This is a genomic window from Streptomyces camponoticapitis (assembly GCF_014646115.1).
GTDB lineage: Bacteria > Actinomycetota > Actinomycetes > Streptomycetales > Streptomycetaceae > Streptomyces > Streptomyces camponoticapitis.
Map to the genome: position 1 here is coordinate 227,705 of NZ_BMMV01000009.1, position 15,971 is coordinate 243,675.

A 15,971-nucleotide genomic window follows, 5' to 3' on the forward strand; every position below is an offset into this window, starting at 1 on the left:
CCCTCTCCGTGACTCATTCGCCGCGGTACAACTGGCGCTTGTCGATGTAGCGCACCACACCGTCCGGCACCAGATACCAGACCGGATCGCCCTGCGCGACCCTTCCCCGGCAGTCGGTCGACGAGATCGCCAGCGCGGGAACCTCCACCAACGAGACGCCGCCCTTGGGCAGTCCGTCGTCCGTCAGATCGTGTCCCGGCCGGGTGACACCGATGAAGTGGGCCAGCGCGAACAGCTCTTCGGCGTCCCGCCAGCTGAGGATCTGGGACAGCGCGTCAGCCCCGGTGATGAAGAAGAGATCCGCGTCGCCGTGCAGGGAGTGCAGGTCCCGCAGCGTATCGGTGGTGTAGGTCTTACCGCCACGGTCGATGTCGATACGGCTGACCGAGAACTGCGGATTGGAGGCCGTCGCGATGACCGTCATCAGATAGCGGTCCTCCGCCGGCGAGACCGCCGAGTGGCTCTTCTGCCACGGCTGCCCCGTCGGTACGAACACCACCTCGTCGAGGTCGAACAGCGCGGCCACCTCGCTGGCCGCCACCAGGTGCCCGTGGTGGATCGGGTCGAACGTCCCGCCCATCACCCCGAGACGGCGTCTGCCGTTCTGTCCCGCGCCGGCCGGCGCTGCCTGATTTCCCATGCCTGCGGAGCCTACTGGCACGGCGTTACGGTCCCGTCTCAGCGGTCGCGGTTGAAGCGGGTGGTGATCCACAGCGCCAGGAGCAGCGCGAACAGCGCGCCGCCACCGGTGAGGTACGCGCTGAGGCTCTCGTGGTTGCCGCCGTGCTCGCCGCCCTCGGCGGCGACGGTGACCATGCTGGCTGCGGTGCTGTAGAGGCTCATCTTCGGCGGGACCTATTCGATCGGGAGCGGAGACTTCGCGCACATCGTATGCGGGCCCGTCGGGCACCCTCACGCCGACTCGGACGTTGTTGTCGACGACGGCGCCGGGCGGCCCCGGTACAACCGTAGCCGCAGCGCATACGGTGGGGGCTGTCAGGGGGACGAGCCGATGACTCGTACGAACAGGGGAATTCAATGACCGAAGACAGCCACGACGCAGCCAGTCACGAGAATGTGCCGAGCAGGCAGCGCAAGCGCTTCCCCGGTATCTCCTCACGGGCGTACGAACATCCCGCGGACCGGTCGGCCCTGGTCGCGCTGCGCAAGCTGACCGGTTTCGACACGGTCTTCAAGGCGATGAGCGGCCTGCTGCCGGAGCGAAGCCTGCGGCTGCTCTTCCTCTCCGACTCGGTACGGGTCAGCGACGTGCAGTTCGCGCATCTGCACACGATGCTGCTGGACGCCTGTTACATCCTGGACCTGGAGAAGGTCCCCACGATGTACGTCGCGCAGAACCCGACGCCGAACGCCATGTGCATCGGTCTCGACGAGCCGATCATCGTGATCAACACGGGTCTCGTCGAGCTGCTGGACGAGGAGGAGATGCGGGCGGTCGTCGGCCACGAGGTGGGCCACGCGCTGTCCGGGCACTCGGTCTACCGGACGATACTGCTGTTCCTCACGAACATCGCGCTCAAGGTCGCCTGGATCCCGCTCGGCAATGTCGCGATCATGGCGATCGTGTCGGCGCTGCGCGAGTGGTTCCGCAAGTCGGAGCTGTCGGCGGACCGGGCCGGGCTGCTGGTCGGCCAGGACCCGCAGGCGTCGATGCGCGGCCTCATGAAGATCGCGGGCGGCAATCATCTGCACGAGATGAACGTCGACGCGTTCCTGGAGCAGGCGCGGGAGTACGAGGCGGCGGGCGATCTGCGTGACTCCGTGCTCAAGATCCTCAACGTGCTGCCGCGTACGCACCCGTTCACGACGGTGCGCGCCGCCGAGCTGAAGAAGTGGGGCGAGAGCCGCGACTTCCAGCGGATCATGGACGGGCACTACCCGCGTCGTACGGAGGACAAGGACACCTCCGTCACCGACTCGTTCCGTGACTCCGCCTCGCACTACGCGGACTCGGTGCGCACCAGCAAGGACCCGCTGATGAAGCTGGTGGGCGACATCGCGGGCGGCGCGGGCGACCTCGGCGGCAAGCTCCGGGACAGGTTCACCGGCGGTTCGTCGGGCAACGCGGGCGCCAGCGGCGGTGACAGCACCAACGGCAACGGCGCCAAGCCGGCCGGCGACGGGAAGTAGCGGGGCCACCCGCGCCCGGACGGGGATCAGCCGCGGGGCTGTGCGCTGTCGTCGAGGACGCCGCACAGCCCGGCGGAGGGCGGCCCCTTCACGTACGGATCGGTGCCCGCCGGTGCCTGGGGGGTCGCTCTGGCCCCGGCCAGCAGGGGTCTCAGTGTGGTCGGTGGCTCGGTGGAGCAGGCCTGCGGTCCCGCCTGTATCTCACTGGTCACCAACTCGGCCTGATGTCTGGGCAGATCCTCACGGTCGAGGCGGAAGTGCAGGGTCCGCCGGACGGTGAAGAGCGACGCGTCCTCCTGCGCCGGTTTCCCGGCCGGTCTCAGCGCGTAGACGAAGGTGTGGTCCGAGAGCACGTCGATCGTGCCTGGCGCGGACTCCGCGAAGCGGAGCGTGCCCCTGACCCGGACGGCCGACTCGGCGAGGGCCACCTTCTCCGGGTCGAAACGCACCAGCCAGCCCGCCGGAGCGTGTCTGCCGTCGTCGGCGGGCTCGGCGAAGGTCTGGTCGAACTGGGCGAGCTGCCCCGGGTCCAGCATCACGCGCACCGAGCGGCGTTCCGTGCCGGTGAGGACGTCCGGGTCGAGGGACGAGGCGACGAGGTAGTCCTTGGCGGTGGCCAGCGCGGCCATCACCTCGTTCTCCGTGAAGTGCGGTGTGCGGCGCGCCAGTGGCAGCGGGATGCCGGAGGCGCCTGTGCCGAACTCGGCGGCGGGACTTCGCCGCAGCAGACTCTTGGGGTCGTCGCCCGGCACCTCGCCGGGCGGGGCGAGCGGAATGACCGTCATACGCAGTGGTTCCGCCGAACGGGTGAACGGCGGCCGGTACGGGGGCCGTACACCTACATAGACGGCGGTGCCGAAGGCCACGACGACCACCAGCACCAGCAGCAGCGCCTGGACCGATCCCCGCCGGGGAGTCAGCGAGCCGGCCCCGGGCTTCTCGGCCAGGTCTCGTCTGCGTACGGCATGCGAGTGGTGGCCCATCCGCTCCTGGGCGGAGAACTCCTGGAGGCGGGCAGCACGGACGAACGATTCGTCGAAGACGACGGATCGGAATTCGTCCTCACCACCGTCGGGGGTTCCCTCAGGCGTGCCCTCGGGTGGGTCTCCGCGCCCTGCCATACCTTCAGGTTAGGTCGGCTCGGCCGAACATAAACTCGGACGCCGTCCTCAGAGACGACTGGAGCCACGGGGCGTCAGAACGTACCTGCCGGGGTACGCGCGCGGTTCTGTACGGGCGCGCCGCACGCGGTTCAGGGCGTGCTGCGGGGGACGGCCGAGACCTCGGGGACCGAATACTCCGTCGAGGCCGTGGGCCCGTCTCCGCCGCGCGAGGTGTCGACACCGGTCGTCGCGGGCGGCGGCACCCGGTCCTGGCGATTGCCCGAGGCGCCTCGGTAGACGGCCGTGAACGCGAGGGCGACCATCCCGATGCCCATCACTACGGCGAGGATCCAGGCGACCGGCCGATGCCAGCGGGCACGGCCGCGGTAGGGACGCAGGGAACCGCCGTGGCGTCCGTAGGGGCCGAAGTCGCCGTCGGGGTCGTCCGGGTCGTACGCGCCGCCGTACGGCCGTTCGTCGCCGTACTCGCCCGACGGGCCGTAGCCGTCCTCGTAGCGGTCGTCGTCCGACGAGCCGCCGTAGGACCGGGCGCGGGCCGCCTCGGCGTCCGCGCTCGCCTGGGCGGCGGCCAGCAGCCGCTCGACGGCGGTCGGTTCGTGGACGGGTGCGGACCGGATGAATTCCTCGTCGAACACCACGGAGGCGAAGTCCTCGTCCGCGCCTCCGCGGTCGTCGTCAGGCTCCCAGCCGTCCGGGAACGGCTTGCCCCCCACGTCGTCCGGCACCTTCTCAGAGTAGACCGGAGAGGGCGTTTTCGGCAGAGACAGTGCGGATTCCCCGGGATTCCGCTTCTGGCTACCGTGTGTGACCGTCACCCGTCACGATGTATTTGGTCGAGGTCAGCTCGGGCAGTCCCATCGGCCCGCGCGCGTGCAGCTTCTGCGTGGAGATGCCGATCTCGGCGCCGAAGCCGAACTGACCGCCGTCGGTGAACCGGGTCGACACGTTGACGGCGACCGTCGTGGAGTCGACCAACTGGGTGAAACGGCGGGCCGCCGCCTGTGAGGTGGTGACGATGGCCTCGGTGTGGCCGGAGGACCAGAGCCGGATGTGCGCGACGGCGCTCTCCAGCGAGTCGACCACCGCGGCGGCGATGTCGTACGACAGGTACTCGGTCTCCCAGTCCTCCGCGGTGGCCGCCACGACGGTGGCGTCCGTGCCACCCGCCGCCTGCGCGTACTCCATCACCCGCTCGTCCGCGTGGACGGTGACCCCGGCCGCGGCGAGCGCGTTCAGCGCGCGCGGCAGGAACGCCCCGGCGATGTCCTGGTGTACCAGGAGCGTCTCGGCCGCGTTGCAGACGCTGGGGCGCTGGGCCTTGGAGTTGATGAGGATGTCGACGGCCATGTCGAGATCGGTCTCGGCGTCCACATAGACATGGCAGTTGCCGGTGCCGGTCTCGATGACGGGGACGGTGGACTCCTCGACGACCGTACGGATCAGCGAGGCGCCGCCGCGCGGGATCAGGACGTCGACCAGGCCGCGGGCGCGCATCAGTTCACGTACGGAGTCACGGTTCTCACCGGGCACGAGCTGGACGGCGTCGGCCGGCAGGCCGGCCCCGCCGACGGCGTCGCGCAGCACGCGCACGAGCGCGGTGTTGGAGGAATACGCGGACGACGAGCCGCGCAGCAGTACGGCGTTGCCGGACTTCAGGCAGAGCGCCGCCGCGTCGACGGTGACATTGGGCCGGGCCTCGTAGATGATCCCGACGACGCCGAGCGGGACCCGGACCTGGCGCAGGTCGATCCCGTTGGGCAGCGTCGAGCCGCGCACCACCTCGCCGACCGGGTCGGGCAGCGCGGCGACGTCCCGTACGTCGGCGGCGATGGCCCGCACCCGCTCGGGCGTGAGGGTCAGCCGGTCGATGATCGCCTCGCTGGTGCCCGCTTCCCTGGCACGCGAGATGTCCTCGCCGTTCGCCTTGATGATCTCCTGCGTACGGACCTCAAGAGCGTCGGCGATCGCCAGCAGTGCGTCGTCCTTGACCGAGCGCGGCAGTGGGGCGAGATCAGCGGCTGCGGAGCGGGCGCGGTAGGCGGTCCTGGTGACCGGGGTCAGGTTGTCGTACGGCGAGAGCGAGGTCATGCCCGCAGAGTAGTGCGCGTGCTGCGGGCACTTCCCCCGTATCCCGTACTACGAGACGGCCGCGACCTCCACCGTGTAGACGGCCCCGGCTGTCGGGACGCCCCCGCCGTCGGAGCGGGCCCGGTGGTCACCGCGGCCCGGACGTCAGAACGGATGGACGCCCACCGGTGCGGCCGGCGGCGGACCGTAGCCCTCCGCGATACGCAGGTGGTACGTCTCCCGGTCGATGACCTCCAGGCCGACGATCTCCCAGGGCGGGAGCTTGGCGCTCGACCGGTGCTCGCCCCAGAGCCGTAGCGCGACCGCCGCGGCGTCGTGCAGATCCCTGGCCTCTTCCCAGTAGCGGATCTCCGCGTGGTCGTTGGCGTATCTGCTGGTCAGCAGGAACGGATGGTCGTGGGCGAGCTGTTCGAGGCCCCGTCTGACCTCGGTGAGCGGCGCCTCCGGACCCGACACGCTGAGCGTGATGTGCCACAGCTTCGACACCGCGCGGTCCCCACCGCGCGACTGGGTCTGCCGGGATGTGCCCGGCTCCTTCACGTCGTCGAAGTCGTCGAAGTCCGCCCCGGCTCCGACGCTGGTCAGCGTCCGTTCTTCCCCCGCGGCCCTCCGGGCGTGCAAGGTGCCTCCTCCTGACCCGAGGGACCCCGCCCCCGGGCGCGTTCGTCTCACCGGCGGCCTCCTGTTGCTGCTTCGTCGTACTGCTACCCCGCCTCTAACCCCTGAGACAAAGTTGACCAGCCCTGGGCGGGGCTTGGGGTGCTTTCGGTAAAGGTCCCTTCCAAAAAACCGGACTTTCAGCCGTTTCAGGGGAAGGTCAAGGATTCAGGATGACCAGATCGTCCCTGTGTACGACCTCCCGCTCGTAGGCGGGCCCCAGATCCCGGGCCAGATCCCGGGTGGAGCGGCCGAGGAGCTGAGGGATCTCCTTGGCGTCGAAGTTGACCAGACCACGGGCCACGGCCCGGCCCGCGGCGTCGCGCAGCTCGACCGGGTCCCCCGCGCTGAACTCCCCTTCGACCGCGGCGATTCCGGCCGGCAGCAGCGAGGTGCGGCGCTCGACGACCGCCCGTACAGCGCCGTCGTCGAGGGTCAGCGCGCCCTGCGGGGTGGAGGCGTGGGCGAGCCACAGGAGCCGGTCGGCCGACCGGCGGCCGGTCCGGCCGAAGTACGTACCCGTGTCGCGCCCGGCGAGAGCGTCGCCCGCGCGGCCCGCGGCCGTCAGTACGACGGGGATGCCGGCGGCGGCGGCGATCCTGGCCGCCTCGACCTTCGTGACCATGCCGCCGGTACCGAGCCCGGCCTTGCCGGCACTCCCCATGGAGACGCCGATCAGATCGGCGGGGCCGTCGACGCGCGCGATCCGTGAGCTGCCCGGCTTGCTGGGGTCGCCGTCGTACAGGCCGTCGACGTCCGAGAGCAGGACGAGCAGGTCGGCGCGGACGAGATGGGCGACGAGCGCGGCCAGCCGGTCGTTGTCGCCGAAGCGGATCTCCTCGGTGGCGACGGTGTCGTTCTCGTTGACGACGGGGACGGTGCCCATGGTCAGCAGCTGGTCGAGGGTGCGGTAGGCGTTGCGGTAGTGGGAGCGGCGGCTGGTGTCGTCGGTGGTGAGCAGGACCTGGCCGACGCGGAGCCCGTACCGCGAGAAGGACGAGGCGTACCGCGCGACGAGCAGCCCCTGGCCGACGCTGGCGGCCGCCTGCTGGCGGGCGAGGTCCCGGGGGCGGCGGGCGAGGCCGAGCGGGGCGAGGCCGGCGGCGATGGCACCGCTGGAGACGAGAACGATCTCCTTCTCGCCGCCGCCGCGGGCCTTGGCGAGTACGTCGACGAGGGCGTCGACACGGTCGGCGTCGAGTCCGCCGGAGGCGGTGGTGAGCGAGGAGGAGCCGACCTTGACGACGATCCTGCGGGCTTCCGTTACGTGCTGCCTTGCCACTGTCACGCCCCGAACCTATGCCAGCGGCCCCCGCGCCCGCGCCCCTGTTTCACGCGCTGGACAGCCCGCGGGCCCTCCCGTCGCCGCCGCGGGGGCATCCCTCTCCGGGCGCGGGGCCGGCCCGCCGGCGGCGCCGGGCCGCCGCGCGTGCGACTCGCTGCGCGCCGCCAGAGGGTACGCCCTGCGGGCGCGCTCGTCCCGCCGGTGCGCCCTCATACGCGCACGGCCCGGACCGCCCCCTCAAGAGGGCGTCCGGGCCGTGCTCGTGGCGTGTCGTCAGCGGGCCATCGGTGCCTCAGCGTCGTTCGGTTCTGGGGCCGCGGCCGCCTCGGCCGCCTCCGCCGCCTCCGCCGTGGCGCCCTCCGCCTCCGGGTCCGCCGCCGGCTCGCGTTCCGGCTCCGTGCCCGGCTGTTCCTGGGCGCTCAGGCGCTGGGCCACACCCACGTTGCGGGCCACCGCCTTGGCACCCAGAGCGGCCACGGCGGCGTTGAACTGTTCGATCGACGTCGGCTCGTCCGGGCCCAGCAGATATGTCTTCAGCTCGCGCCGGGCCGAGGCCAGCCGGTCGGCCGCCGGGTCGGCGACCGCCTTCAGCAACTCGTCCAGTTCGGCGGCGCTGTTGGAGAGCACGACCGCCGCCCGTACGGCGGTGTTCTGCCGCTTGAACTCCTCGACACCCAGCTGCGCCGAGTCGGTCACCGCGTAGGGCTTGCCGCTCGCGATGAAGTCCGACACCACGCTGGAGATGTCCGAAACCATGCCGTCGGACTGGTTGAAGCAGTCGTACAGCTTGGGCTCGGCGCCCGAGACGACCTTGTGCTCCCACCAACCGAACGTGCGCCAGTACGCGTCGTTCCACTCCGCCCGCAGCGCCTTCGCCCGGTCCAGCCGGTCGTGGTCGGCGAGCGAGACGCGCGACTCCTCCGACTCGTCGCCGCCGCCCCGGCCCGGGGCGGTGAGCGCGGCGAGGCTCTCCTCGATACGGGTCAACTCGGCGCGCGCGGCGGCCTGTCCGGCCTGCGCGTCGGCGCTCTCCTTCACCCAGCGGGGCTCGGCGGCGCGCGCCACGTTCGCCGCGTTCACCATCGCCGTGATCCGGTCGTGGACGGCCTTGGCCTTCTTGTCGCGGATCCCGGTGAAGGGGTGCGGCTTGTAGATGACCCGGACCGGCTTCTCGGCCTTCAGCAGCCGCTTGACGATGTTCTCGCCGGCCAGCAGGAGCGAGGTGTTGCCGGGGTTGTCGTCCCAGCCCTCCCATGTGGGGGCGTACAGGATCGTCGGTACGGGGTGCCCCGGCGCGTCCTCGCTCGACCTGATGGGCGCGAGCTGCGGGCGGCCCACCTCGACGATGTCCTCGTCGCGTACGCCGACGTCGGCCAGCGCGTAGCGGTCGCGCCCGGCCCGGCCGGCGGTCCACACCTCGTCGTACACCTTGCTGAACGGGTTGACGCTGGCGATCTTGTCGCTGTCGCCGTGGCCGATGAACACATGCTTCATCGTCGGCACGCGCAGCAGATGGATGTTCTTGCCGACGTTGGCCGCGTAGAGCGCGACCCGGACCGACGACAGGTCGAGGTTCATCAGGTGCGTGCCGCCGGGGACACAGAGCACCGGCAGCCACGTCGGGGCGAGTTGGGTCATGATGGCCCGCTCGCGCAGCAGCACCAGCGGGCGCCCCTCGGACTGCTCCAGCGTCTCCAGCCACATGTTGACCTGGTAGGCGGACTCCTTGGAGCCGGAGAAGTACAGGACCACCGAAGGCTGGTACTCCCGCAGCCAGTTGTCGACCGCGCCGAGGACGGCGGGAGGCTTCGGCACGCGGCGGCTGCGGCGCAGGTACGGCACGAGCAGCAGGATGTAGATCAGGCCCAGCGCGAGGGTGATGCCGAGGCCGGCGTACCCGTACACGTCGGTGCCGGACTCGGCGGCGACCAGCAGACCGGCCAGCGCGAACACGTCGAGGTGGAGCATCTTCTCGGCGGAGCGGTTGACCAGGTAGTTCGGCGGGGCGTCCGGGATACGCAGGGCGTGCAGGTCCACGTTGCGGGCGACGACCGGCATGCCGCGGCGCAGCCGGATCAGGGTCGCCAGCGCGCCCTGCGGTGCCTGGATGCCGTAGAAGAGCAGGAAACCGGCGACCGCCGCGTAGAACAGGGGCTGCTCGGCCTGGCCCATCCGGGCCAGCAGCAGCACGAGCAGCAACTGGCGCACCAGGAAGCGGATCGACAGACCGGCCCTGACCTTGTTGAGCCGGTTGATCAGATAGCTGTTCCGCTGATGCAGATATCGGTCCGCACCGTAGGTCACGGCGCAGGCCGCCGCGAAGAACCAGAGGTTCGGGATCAGCGCTGCGAGCATGACGCACGGATAACCCAGCCCCAGCAGGGCCGCCGCGGCCAGCTCGGCTCGGCTGCCCACACGGGCCAGGCGAATTGCGGTCGAAATCACGAAAACCTGCTCCAGGAGAGGGTGCCGGTTATTTCACAGTTGGCGGGAATTGTGAAGCGGGGGCTTCACGCACACGGGCCTCTGCAATTCGCCGAATGGCGACCGCAAAGGCCCGTTTAATGCAAACTTATGGGGAATTATTACACATCTTCCTGGCGGTCAAGAACCGAGGCCAGCGCCTGCTCGAATCCCGAGGCCTCGGAAGAGGCTTCCCGGGTCGGGTCCTGCTGCCGGACGTCGATGACATGTCCCGTCAGCTCGGAGAGCAGAACGTCGAGCGACGTACGCGCCACGGCCTCCGAGGAGAGCAGCGACCCGGCGGGCTCGGTGCCGAACGCCTTGGTGCGCATCGGGGTCGCGGTACGTTCCGGATTGACGCAATTCACCCGGATGCCGTCCCCCGCCCATTCGTCCGAGAGGGCCTGGGTGAGATTCACCATGGCCGCCTTCGTCGACGAATAGAGGCTGTATTCGGCGCGGCCTCGCGTGTAGCTGCTCGATGTGTAGAGGAGCAGCTGGCCCCGGGTCTCGGCCAGATACTTGTACGAAGCGCGGGCGATCTGGACGGGCGCCAGGTAATTGACGTTCAGCGCTTCCTGAATCGTCGTGTTGTCCGTCTCGGCGAGCTTGCCGATGCGCAGGACACCCGCGGTGTTGATGACGTAGTCGATCCGGCCGGTCGCCGAGTACGCCTTCGACAGCGCGTCGTCGACATGCTCCGGGTTCTCGACATGCGTGCCGGTGGTGGAGCGGCCCAGCGCGTACACCTGCGCCCCGTACCGCTCGGCGAGGGCCGCGATGTCCGCGCCGATGCCGTACGAACCGCCGAAGACCACCAGCGTCTTGCCGGAGAGCAGTTCGCGGTAGGCCGCCTCGTCCGCCTGGACAGGTGCGGCGGTGGAGGCGAGTTGGAACAGCTTGTCGGCGATGAAGACGTCGACCGGCTGCGTCACCTTCATGTTGTACTCGTCACCCGCGACGACGTAGATCGGCACGTCGGGCAGATAGCGCAGAACCACCGAACAGTCGTCGGTGGCCTGGAAGTTGGGGTCGCCCGCCGCGATCTCGTACGCCTTGCGGATCGTGGAGAGCTTGAACGCCTGGGGCGTCTGGCCGCGCCGCAGCCGCGAGCGGTCGGGGACCTCGGTGATGAACTCGCCGTCGGAGCCGTGGGTGCGGGTCACGATGATGGTGTCCGCGGACGGGATGGCGACATCGACGGCCTGATAGCGGTCGAGCGCGTCCACACAGTCCTTGATGACGCGCTGTGACAGAAGCGGACGGACCGCGTCATGGAACAGGACGTTGCGGTCCTCACCGTCGGCGAGGCCCTCGCCCAGCGCCGAAATGGCGCGCTCCGTCGTCTCGTTGCGGGTCTGGCCGCCCTCGATGACCTTGGTCACCTTGGTGAGGCCGGCCTTGGCGACGATCTTCTCCACGTCGGGCACGAAACCCGGTGCCATCAGCACGATCACGTCGTCGATCGAGTCCGACTGCTCGAAGATCGACAGCGTGTGCTCGATGACAGCCTTTCCCGCGATCTTCAGCAGCTGCTTGGGGATCGACAGGCCCACGCGCTGGCCGGTACCACCGGCGAGCACGACTGCCGTGGTGCGGGAATGGGCTGCATGCGGCACAGACACAGAACGACCTACCTTGAGACGAGTGGGGGACGCTGTGATGGTCGCACTCTCCGTGACCGTCTCGCAAGGCGGACGCCCGATGCCCCTCACCTACAGGAAACCATCTGTTCACCCTCTGGCCAGCCAGATTGAGACCGAGCCCGGCCAAGTGCGGCGTGACCGACACCACATCACCACGCCGACCAGGCAGTTACCTCCACCGGACCTTTACTTCGCGTCCGCGATTTCCGGACCGCCATATAAGCGCTACGTAAGGGAATTCAGCCGCTCGTCAGCGGTTTCGTGGTTTCCGAGGTAACCACGCTATTTCAGCGGAGCGTCCGCCACGTTGACGATGAGGTCATTGGTCCCCATGTACATGATGCGGACGCGCACCCACTGGGCCGGCCTGCTCCTCAGTTTACGGACCACTCGGCGGACCGGTCCCCACGGCCTGGTCTTGCGTACTTCCGTGACCGGGTACTCGTAGATCGGCCGCTTCTCCACGACGTCGTCGAGCACCCGCGCGACCTTCACCGGCGCGGCGTCCGGGGCGTACTTGAGCAGCAGGTCCCACGACTCCGACCTGGCGACCTGCCGTGCGGCGGGCCCCGACGCGGGGAAGGTGAAGCGGAATCCGCGCTCCCCCTCCCGGCTGCCCGCGTACGTCAACTCCACGGCGGGCTTGCTCCGTCGGCGTACCACCAGCGAGGGCTGCTGGGCCATCGTTCCGGCGCCGAGCAGCTCGCCCGCGACCGTGATGCGCTTGCCGTCGACACGGATGTCACCGGCCTCCGCGTGGACCGGCCGGACCCAGGCACGGAGCGCGAGATGTTTCTGGGGCCGTTTCGCGTACGGGACGAGATTGTGGACGGGCTTGCCGTGCCGCGCGCGTTCGCAGGCGCTCATCGCACCGCGCTGGTCGATGGAGCGGGCGACGATCCGTACCCGCCGTCCGGATTCCGGGAGTTCGGCGAAGCACTCCCAGACGCCCTCGGTGAACTCCTCGTCCGCCGGAATCGTGACCGTGCCGTTGCCGGACAGCGGGAAGACGCGCTCCTGGGTGCGGAGGTCGGCGCGCACACAGACCAGCTTCAGCCCGTCGTGGACCAGGGCCGCCGCCTGCGGCTCGACGAGGGAGAAGGCGAGCGCGCCGCCGGACTCCACCACACAGTCGGCGACCGGCGTGAAATCACCCACGGCCGCGCGCTGGGCGGCGACGGTCCGCAGCTCGCCGAAGAGCTCTTCGTACTTCTTGGCCACCTGGCCGGGATCGAACCGTGAGGCGTTCCGTACGGCCGCCGCGCTCATCCGGCGGCGCAGCGGCTCGTCGTCGATGAGCTGGATCAGCGCCCCGGCGACCGCGTCGGGGTCCGAGACGGGCACCAACAGGCCGTCCACACCGTGCTGGAGGATCTCCCGGGGGCCGTAGTCGCAGTCGCTGCTGACCACGGGCAGGCCGCAGCGCATGGCCTCCACGAGGGTCATGCCGAAGGACTCGTGGCGCGAGGTGGACGCGGCGATGGCGCCCTTCGCCCACTCGGGCTCGATGGGCGAGACGGAGCCCATGAGACGCACGCTGTTGTAGAGGCCGAGCCTGTCGATCTGCCGGCGCAGGTTCTCCTTCTCCGGGCCGCCACCGTAGATCCGCAGGTCCCACTCGGGGCGCACGGCGACGACCTTGGCGAACGCGTCGACGAGCACGCTGTACTGCTTCTCGGCGGAGAGCCGGCCGGCGGCGACGACCGTCGTGCCCGAGCCGGTGGACGGCTGGATAGACGGCTCGGGAACGCTGTTGGAGATGGCGAGCACGCGGGTCGCGGGCAACGGCATCTGCGCGCGGTAGACGGCGGCGTCGCCCTCGGAGACGGTGACGTACGCGTCGAGCGCGTCGATGTGCTGGTACATCTCGTTGCGCAGAGCGGGCTTGTGGTGGTTGTACGTCATGTGCTCCTGGCCGATGAGCACGGCGCTCGCGGGGGCGAACTGGGCGACGTACGCGGCGAGTCCGGGCCTCGTGCCGATGACGACGTCGGCGTCCGAGCCCGCGTAGTGGTCCCTGACCCGCTCGTCGGTCAGCTTGCTGTACTCGCGATAGCGCGCCTCGTACCGCGGGAAGTACTCGGCGGGCTGGAGATGGAGCGGGTGGTCCTTCTCGTACGCCGGGGAGTCTTTCCAGGTGTCGATGAGCGGTACGAGCGTGATGCGCGGGTCGACGTCGAAGAGCGGCACCTGCCGGTGCCTGAAGACCGAGACGATCTCCACCTCATGCTGGTCGGCGAACTCTTCCGCGAGGTTGAGCGTGGTGCGGATGGTGCCGCCGATGCCATAGATGGTGTGGATGAGGAAGGAGATCTTCATCAACGCTCCGTTCGGTGTCGGAATCCTGGGCGGTCATCCCAAGTTCCCCTTGAGTTCCGGACGGGTTCACGCAGCCGTCATGGCTGTGCCCCGCATGCAAGACGGGTGAGCGTGGCCGACGGTTGTGCGAGCACTTGAAAAGAAACCGCATGACTCATTATTCCGCCCATATCGCTCAATGCACGCAGTTGGCTTTCGGCCATGCGGCGCGTCGCGCGGTCCGCGCACGACGAAGGCCGCGGTCCGCTCCGGCTGGAGCGGACCGCGGCCTTGGCGGCGCACGTCTTCGCGTTACGCAATCGAGTCGTCACTGCTCGAAATCGAGGGTTACGGAACCGAACCGGAACCGAACGGGAGTCGGGACCGGGCCGGACGGCACCGCCGCATGGCCGACCAGGAGCCGCTAGAACGGCTTGAACTCGTCGTACTCCTTGTCCGCGTCGTCCCGCTCCGCGTCCCGGTCCCTGCGCCGTACGGCGGCCGGGCGCGGTGCGTCGAGGCGGTGGTCCTCGCCGCGCCGGCCGAGCATCTCGGCGCCGGCCATCACGGTCGGCTCCCAGTCGAAGACGACGGCGTCGTCCTCGGGGCCGATCGCCACGCCGTCGCCGGAGCGGGCACCGGCCTTCATGAGTTCACCCTCGACACCGAGCCGGCTGAGCCGGTCCGCGAGATAGCCGACCGCCTCGTCGTTGCTGAAGTCGGTCTGCCTGACCCAGCGCTCGGGCTTCTCGCCCCGTACGCGGTACAGGCCGTCCTCCTCCAGCTCCACCGTGAAGCCGGAGTCGTCCACCGCCTTGGGTCGGATGACGACCCGGGTGGCCTCCTCGACGGGCTTCGCCGCGCGCTGGGTGGCGATGATCTCGGCGAGCGCGAAGGAGAGCTCCTTGAGGCCGGTACGCGCCACGGCGGACACCTCGAAGACGCGCAGGCCGCGCGCTTCTAGTTCGGGACGGATCATCTCGGCGAGGTCCAGACCGTCCGGGATGTCGATCTTGTTGAGGACCGCGATGCGCGGGCGGTCGCCGAGACCGCCGTACTGCTTCAGCTCCTCCTCGATCATGTCGAGGTCGGAGATGGGGTCGCGGTCGGACTCCAGCGTGGCGGTGTCCAGGATGTGCACGAGGACCGAGCAGCGCTCCACGTGGCGCAGGAACTCCAGGCCCAGGCCGCGGCCCTGGCTGGCGCCCGGGATCAGACCGGGGACGTCCGCGATGGTGTAGACGGTCGAACCGGCGGTGACGACACCGAGGTTGGGGACGAGCGTCGTGAACGGGTAGTCGGCGATCTTGGGCTTGGCCGCGGAGAGCACGGAGATCAGCGACGACTTGCCGGCGCTCGGGTAGCCGACGAGCGCGACGTCGGCGACGGTCTTGAGCTCCAGGACGATGTCGCCGGAGCGGCCGGGCTCACCGAGCAGGGCGAAGCCGGGGGCCTTGCGGCGCGCGGAGGCGAGAGCGGCGTTGCCGAGACCGCCGCGACCGCCCTCGGAGGCGACGTAGGTGGTGCCCTGGCCGACGAGGTCGGCGAGGACGTTGCCCTTCTTGTCGAGGACGACCGTGCCGTCGGGAACGGGCAGGACGAGGTCCTGGCCGTCCTTGCCGGAACGGTTGGCGCCCTCGCCGGGCCTGCCGTTGGTGGCCTTGCGGTGCGGCGAGTGGTGGTATTCGAGGAGCGTGGTCACCGACTGGTCGACGACCAGGATGACGTCTCCGCCACGGCCGCCGTTGCCACCGTCGGGGCCGCCGAGCGGCTTGAACTTCTCACGGTGAACGGAGGCGCAGCCGTGGCCTCCGCTACCCGCGGCGACATGCAGCTCGACGCGGTCCACGAAGGTGGTCATGGTGGTGCCTCCAGTACGTACGGAAAATTCGTGCGCTCAGACAGTCGAACAAGCGAAGGGCGGACCCGCTTCCCCTACGGGAAGTGAGGTCCGCCCTCGCGAGAAACCGATCGAAATCGCTCTACGGGTACCGAATTACTCGGCGACCGGAACGATGTTCACGACCTTGCGGCCACGGTGGGTGCCGAACTGGACCGCACCGGCGGCCAGCGCGAACAGCGTGTCGTCGCCACCACGGCCCACACCCGAACCGGGGTGGAAGTGGGTGCCACGCTGACGGACGAGGATCTCACCGGCGAGCACGACCTGACCGCCGAAGCGCTTCACGCCGAGCCGCTGAGCGTTCGAGTCGCGCCCGTTACGGGTGGACGATGCGCCCTTCTTGTGTGCCATGTCTC

General features: G+C 69.6%; 13 protein-coding genes. 1 reads left to right on the forward strand and 12 read right to left on the reverse strand.

All coding sequences use genetic code 11. The features are described 5' to 3' along the window. Positions 1-13 precede the first annotated feature (13 nt). Entirely contained in the window at positions 14-640 is a 627-nt protein-coding gene (gene nadD, locus IEY79_RS16850; RefSeq protein WP_189108298.1) for a nicotinate-nucleotide adenylyltransferase, read from the reverse strand. 38 nt (positions 641-678) lie between these two features. Next, entirely contained in the window at positions 679-843 is a 165-nt protein-coding gene (locus IEY79_RS16855; RefSeq protein WP_189108299.1) for a hypothetical protein, read from the reverse strand. A gap of 195 nt (positions 844-1,038) precedes the next feature. Between IEY79_RS16855 and IEY79_RS16860 the strand changes: the two genes are divergently transcribed. Beyond that, on the forward strand, positions 1,039-2,151 hold the full coding sequence (locus IEY79_RS16860; RefSeq protein WP_189108300.1) for a M48 family metallopeptidase: 1,113 nt from the start codon (positions 1,039-1,041) through the stop codon (positions 2,149-2,151). Positions 2,152-2,177: 26 nt separating this feature from the next. Here the strand turns inward: IEY79_RS16860 and IEY79_RS16865 are convergent, their stop codons facing one another. The 10 genes from IEY79_RS16865 to rpmA all read right to left on the reverse strand — a co-directional run bounded on the left by IEY79_RS16865 (position 2,178) and on the right by rpmA (position 15,966). Beyond that, positions 2,178-3,272 (reverse strand): SCO2583 family membrane protein, encoded by a 1,095-nt coding sequence (locus IEY79_RS16865; RefSeq protein WP_189108301.1) that lies wholly within the window; start codon positions 3,270-3,272, stop codon positions 2,178-2,180. A 131-nt stretch (positions 3,273-3,403) separates the two neighbouring features. Beyond that, positions 3,404-4,000 (reverse strand): SCO2584 family spore wall biosynthesis protein, encoded by a 597-nt coding sequence (locus IEY79_RS16870; protein ID WP_189108302.1) that lies wholly within the window; start codon positions 3,998-4,000, stop codon positions 3,404-3,406. 70 nt (positions 4,001-4,070) lie between these two features. Then, complete coding sequence (locus IEY79_RS16875) at positions 4,071-5,363, reverse strand: glutamate-5-semialdehyde dehydrogenase (protein WP_189108303.1); 1,293 nt, start codon at positions 5,361-5,363, stop codon at positions 4,071-4,073. A gap of 144 nt (positions 5,364-5,507) precedes the next feature. Then, positions 5,508-6,035, reverse strand: coding sequence for a DUF8830 family protein (locus tag IEY79_RS16880; RefSeq protein WP_189108304.1), 528 nt, complete (start codon positions 6,033-6,035; stop codon positions 5,508-5,510). 145 nt (positions 6,036-6,180) lie between these two features. Then, positions 6,181-7,308: a glutamate 5-kinase gene (proB, locus tag IEY79_RS16885; RefSeq protein ID WP_229700906.1), complete on the reverse strand. Its 1,128-nt coding sequence runs from the start codon at positions 7,306-7,308 to the stop codon at positions 6,181-6,183. A gap of 270 nt (positions 7,309-7,578) precedes the next feature. Further along, positions 7,579-9,750, reverse strand: a complete 2,172-nt coding sequence (locus tag IEY79_RS16890; protein ID WP_189108305.1) for a hypothetical protein — start codon at positions 9,748-9,750, stop codon at positions 7,579-7,581. Positions 9,751-9,890: 140 nt separating this feature from the next. Next, the gene (locus IEY79_RS16895) at positions 9,891-11,393 is read right to left on the reverse strand and encodes a bifunctional cytidylyltransferase/SDR family oxidoreductase (protein ID WP_189108306.1); all 1,503 of its coding nucleotides are present in this window, start codon (positions 11,391-11,393) and stop codon (positions 9,891-9,893) included. 303 nt (positions 11,394-11,696) lie between these two features. After that, positions 11,697-13,733, reverse strand: coding sequence for a glycosyltransferase family 4 protein (locus tag IEY79_RS16900; RefSeq protein WP_189108307.1), 2,037 nt, complete (start codon positions 13,731-13,733; stop codon positions 11,697-11,699). 403 nt (positions 13,734-14,136) lie between these two features. Continuing rightward, positions 14,137-15,573, reverse strand: coding sequence for a GTPase ObgE (obgE, locus tag IEY79_RS16905; RefSeq protein ID WP_189108308.1), 1,437 nt, complete (start codon positions 15,571-15,573; stop codon positions 14,137-14,139). A 135-nt stretch (positions 15,574-15,708) separates the two neighbouring features. After that, on the reverse strand, positions 15,709-15,966 hold the full coding sequence (gene rpmA, locus IEY79_RS16910; RefSeq protein ID WP_189108309.1) for a 50S ribosomal protein L27: 258 nt from the start codon (positions 15,964-15,966) through the stop codon (positions 15,709-15,711). Positions 15,967-15,971: the final 5 nt, after the last annotated feature.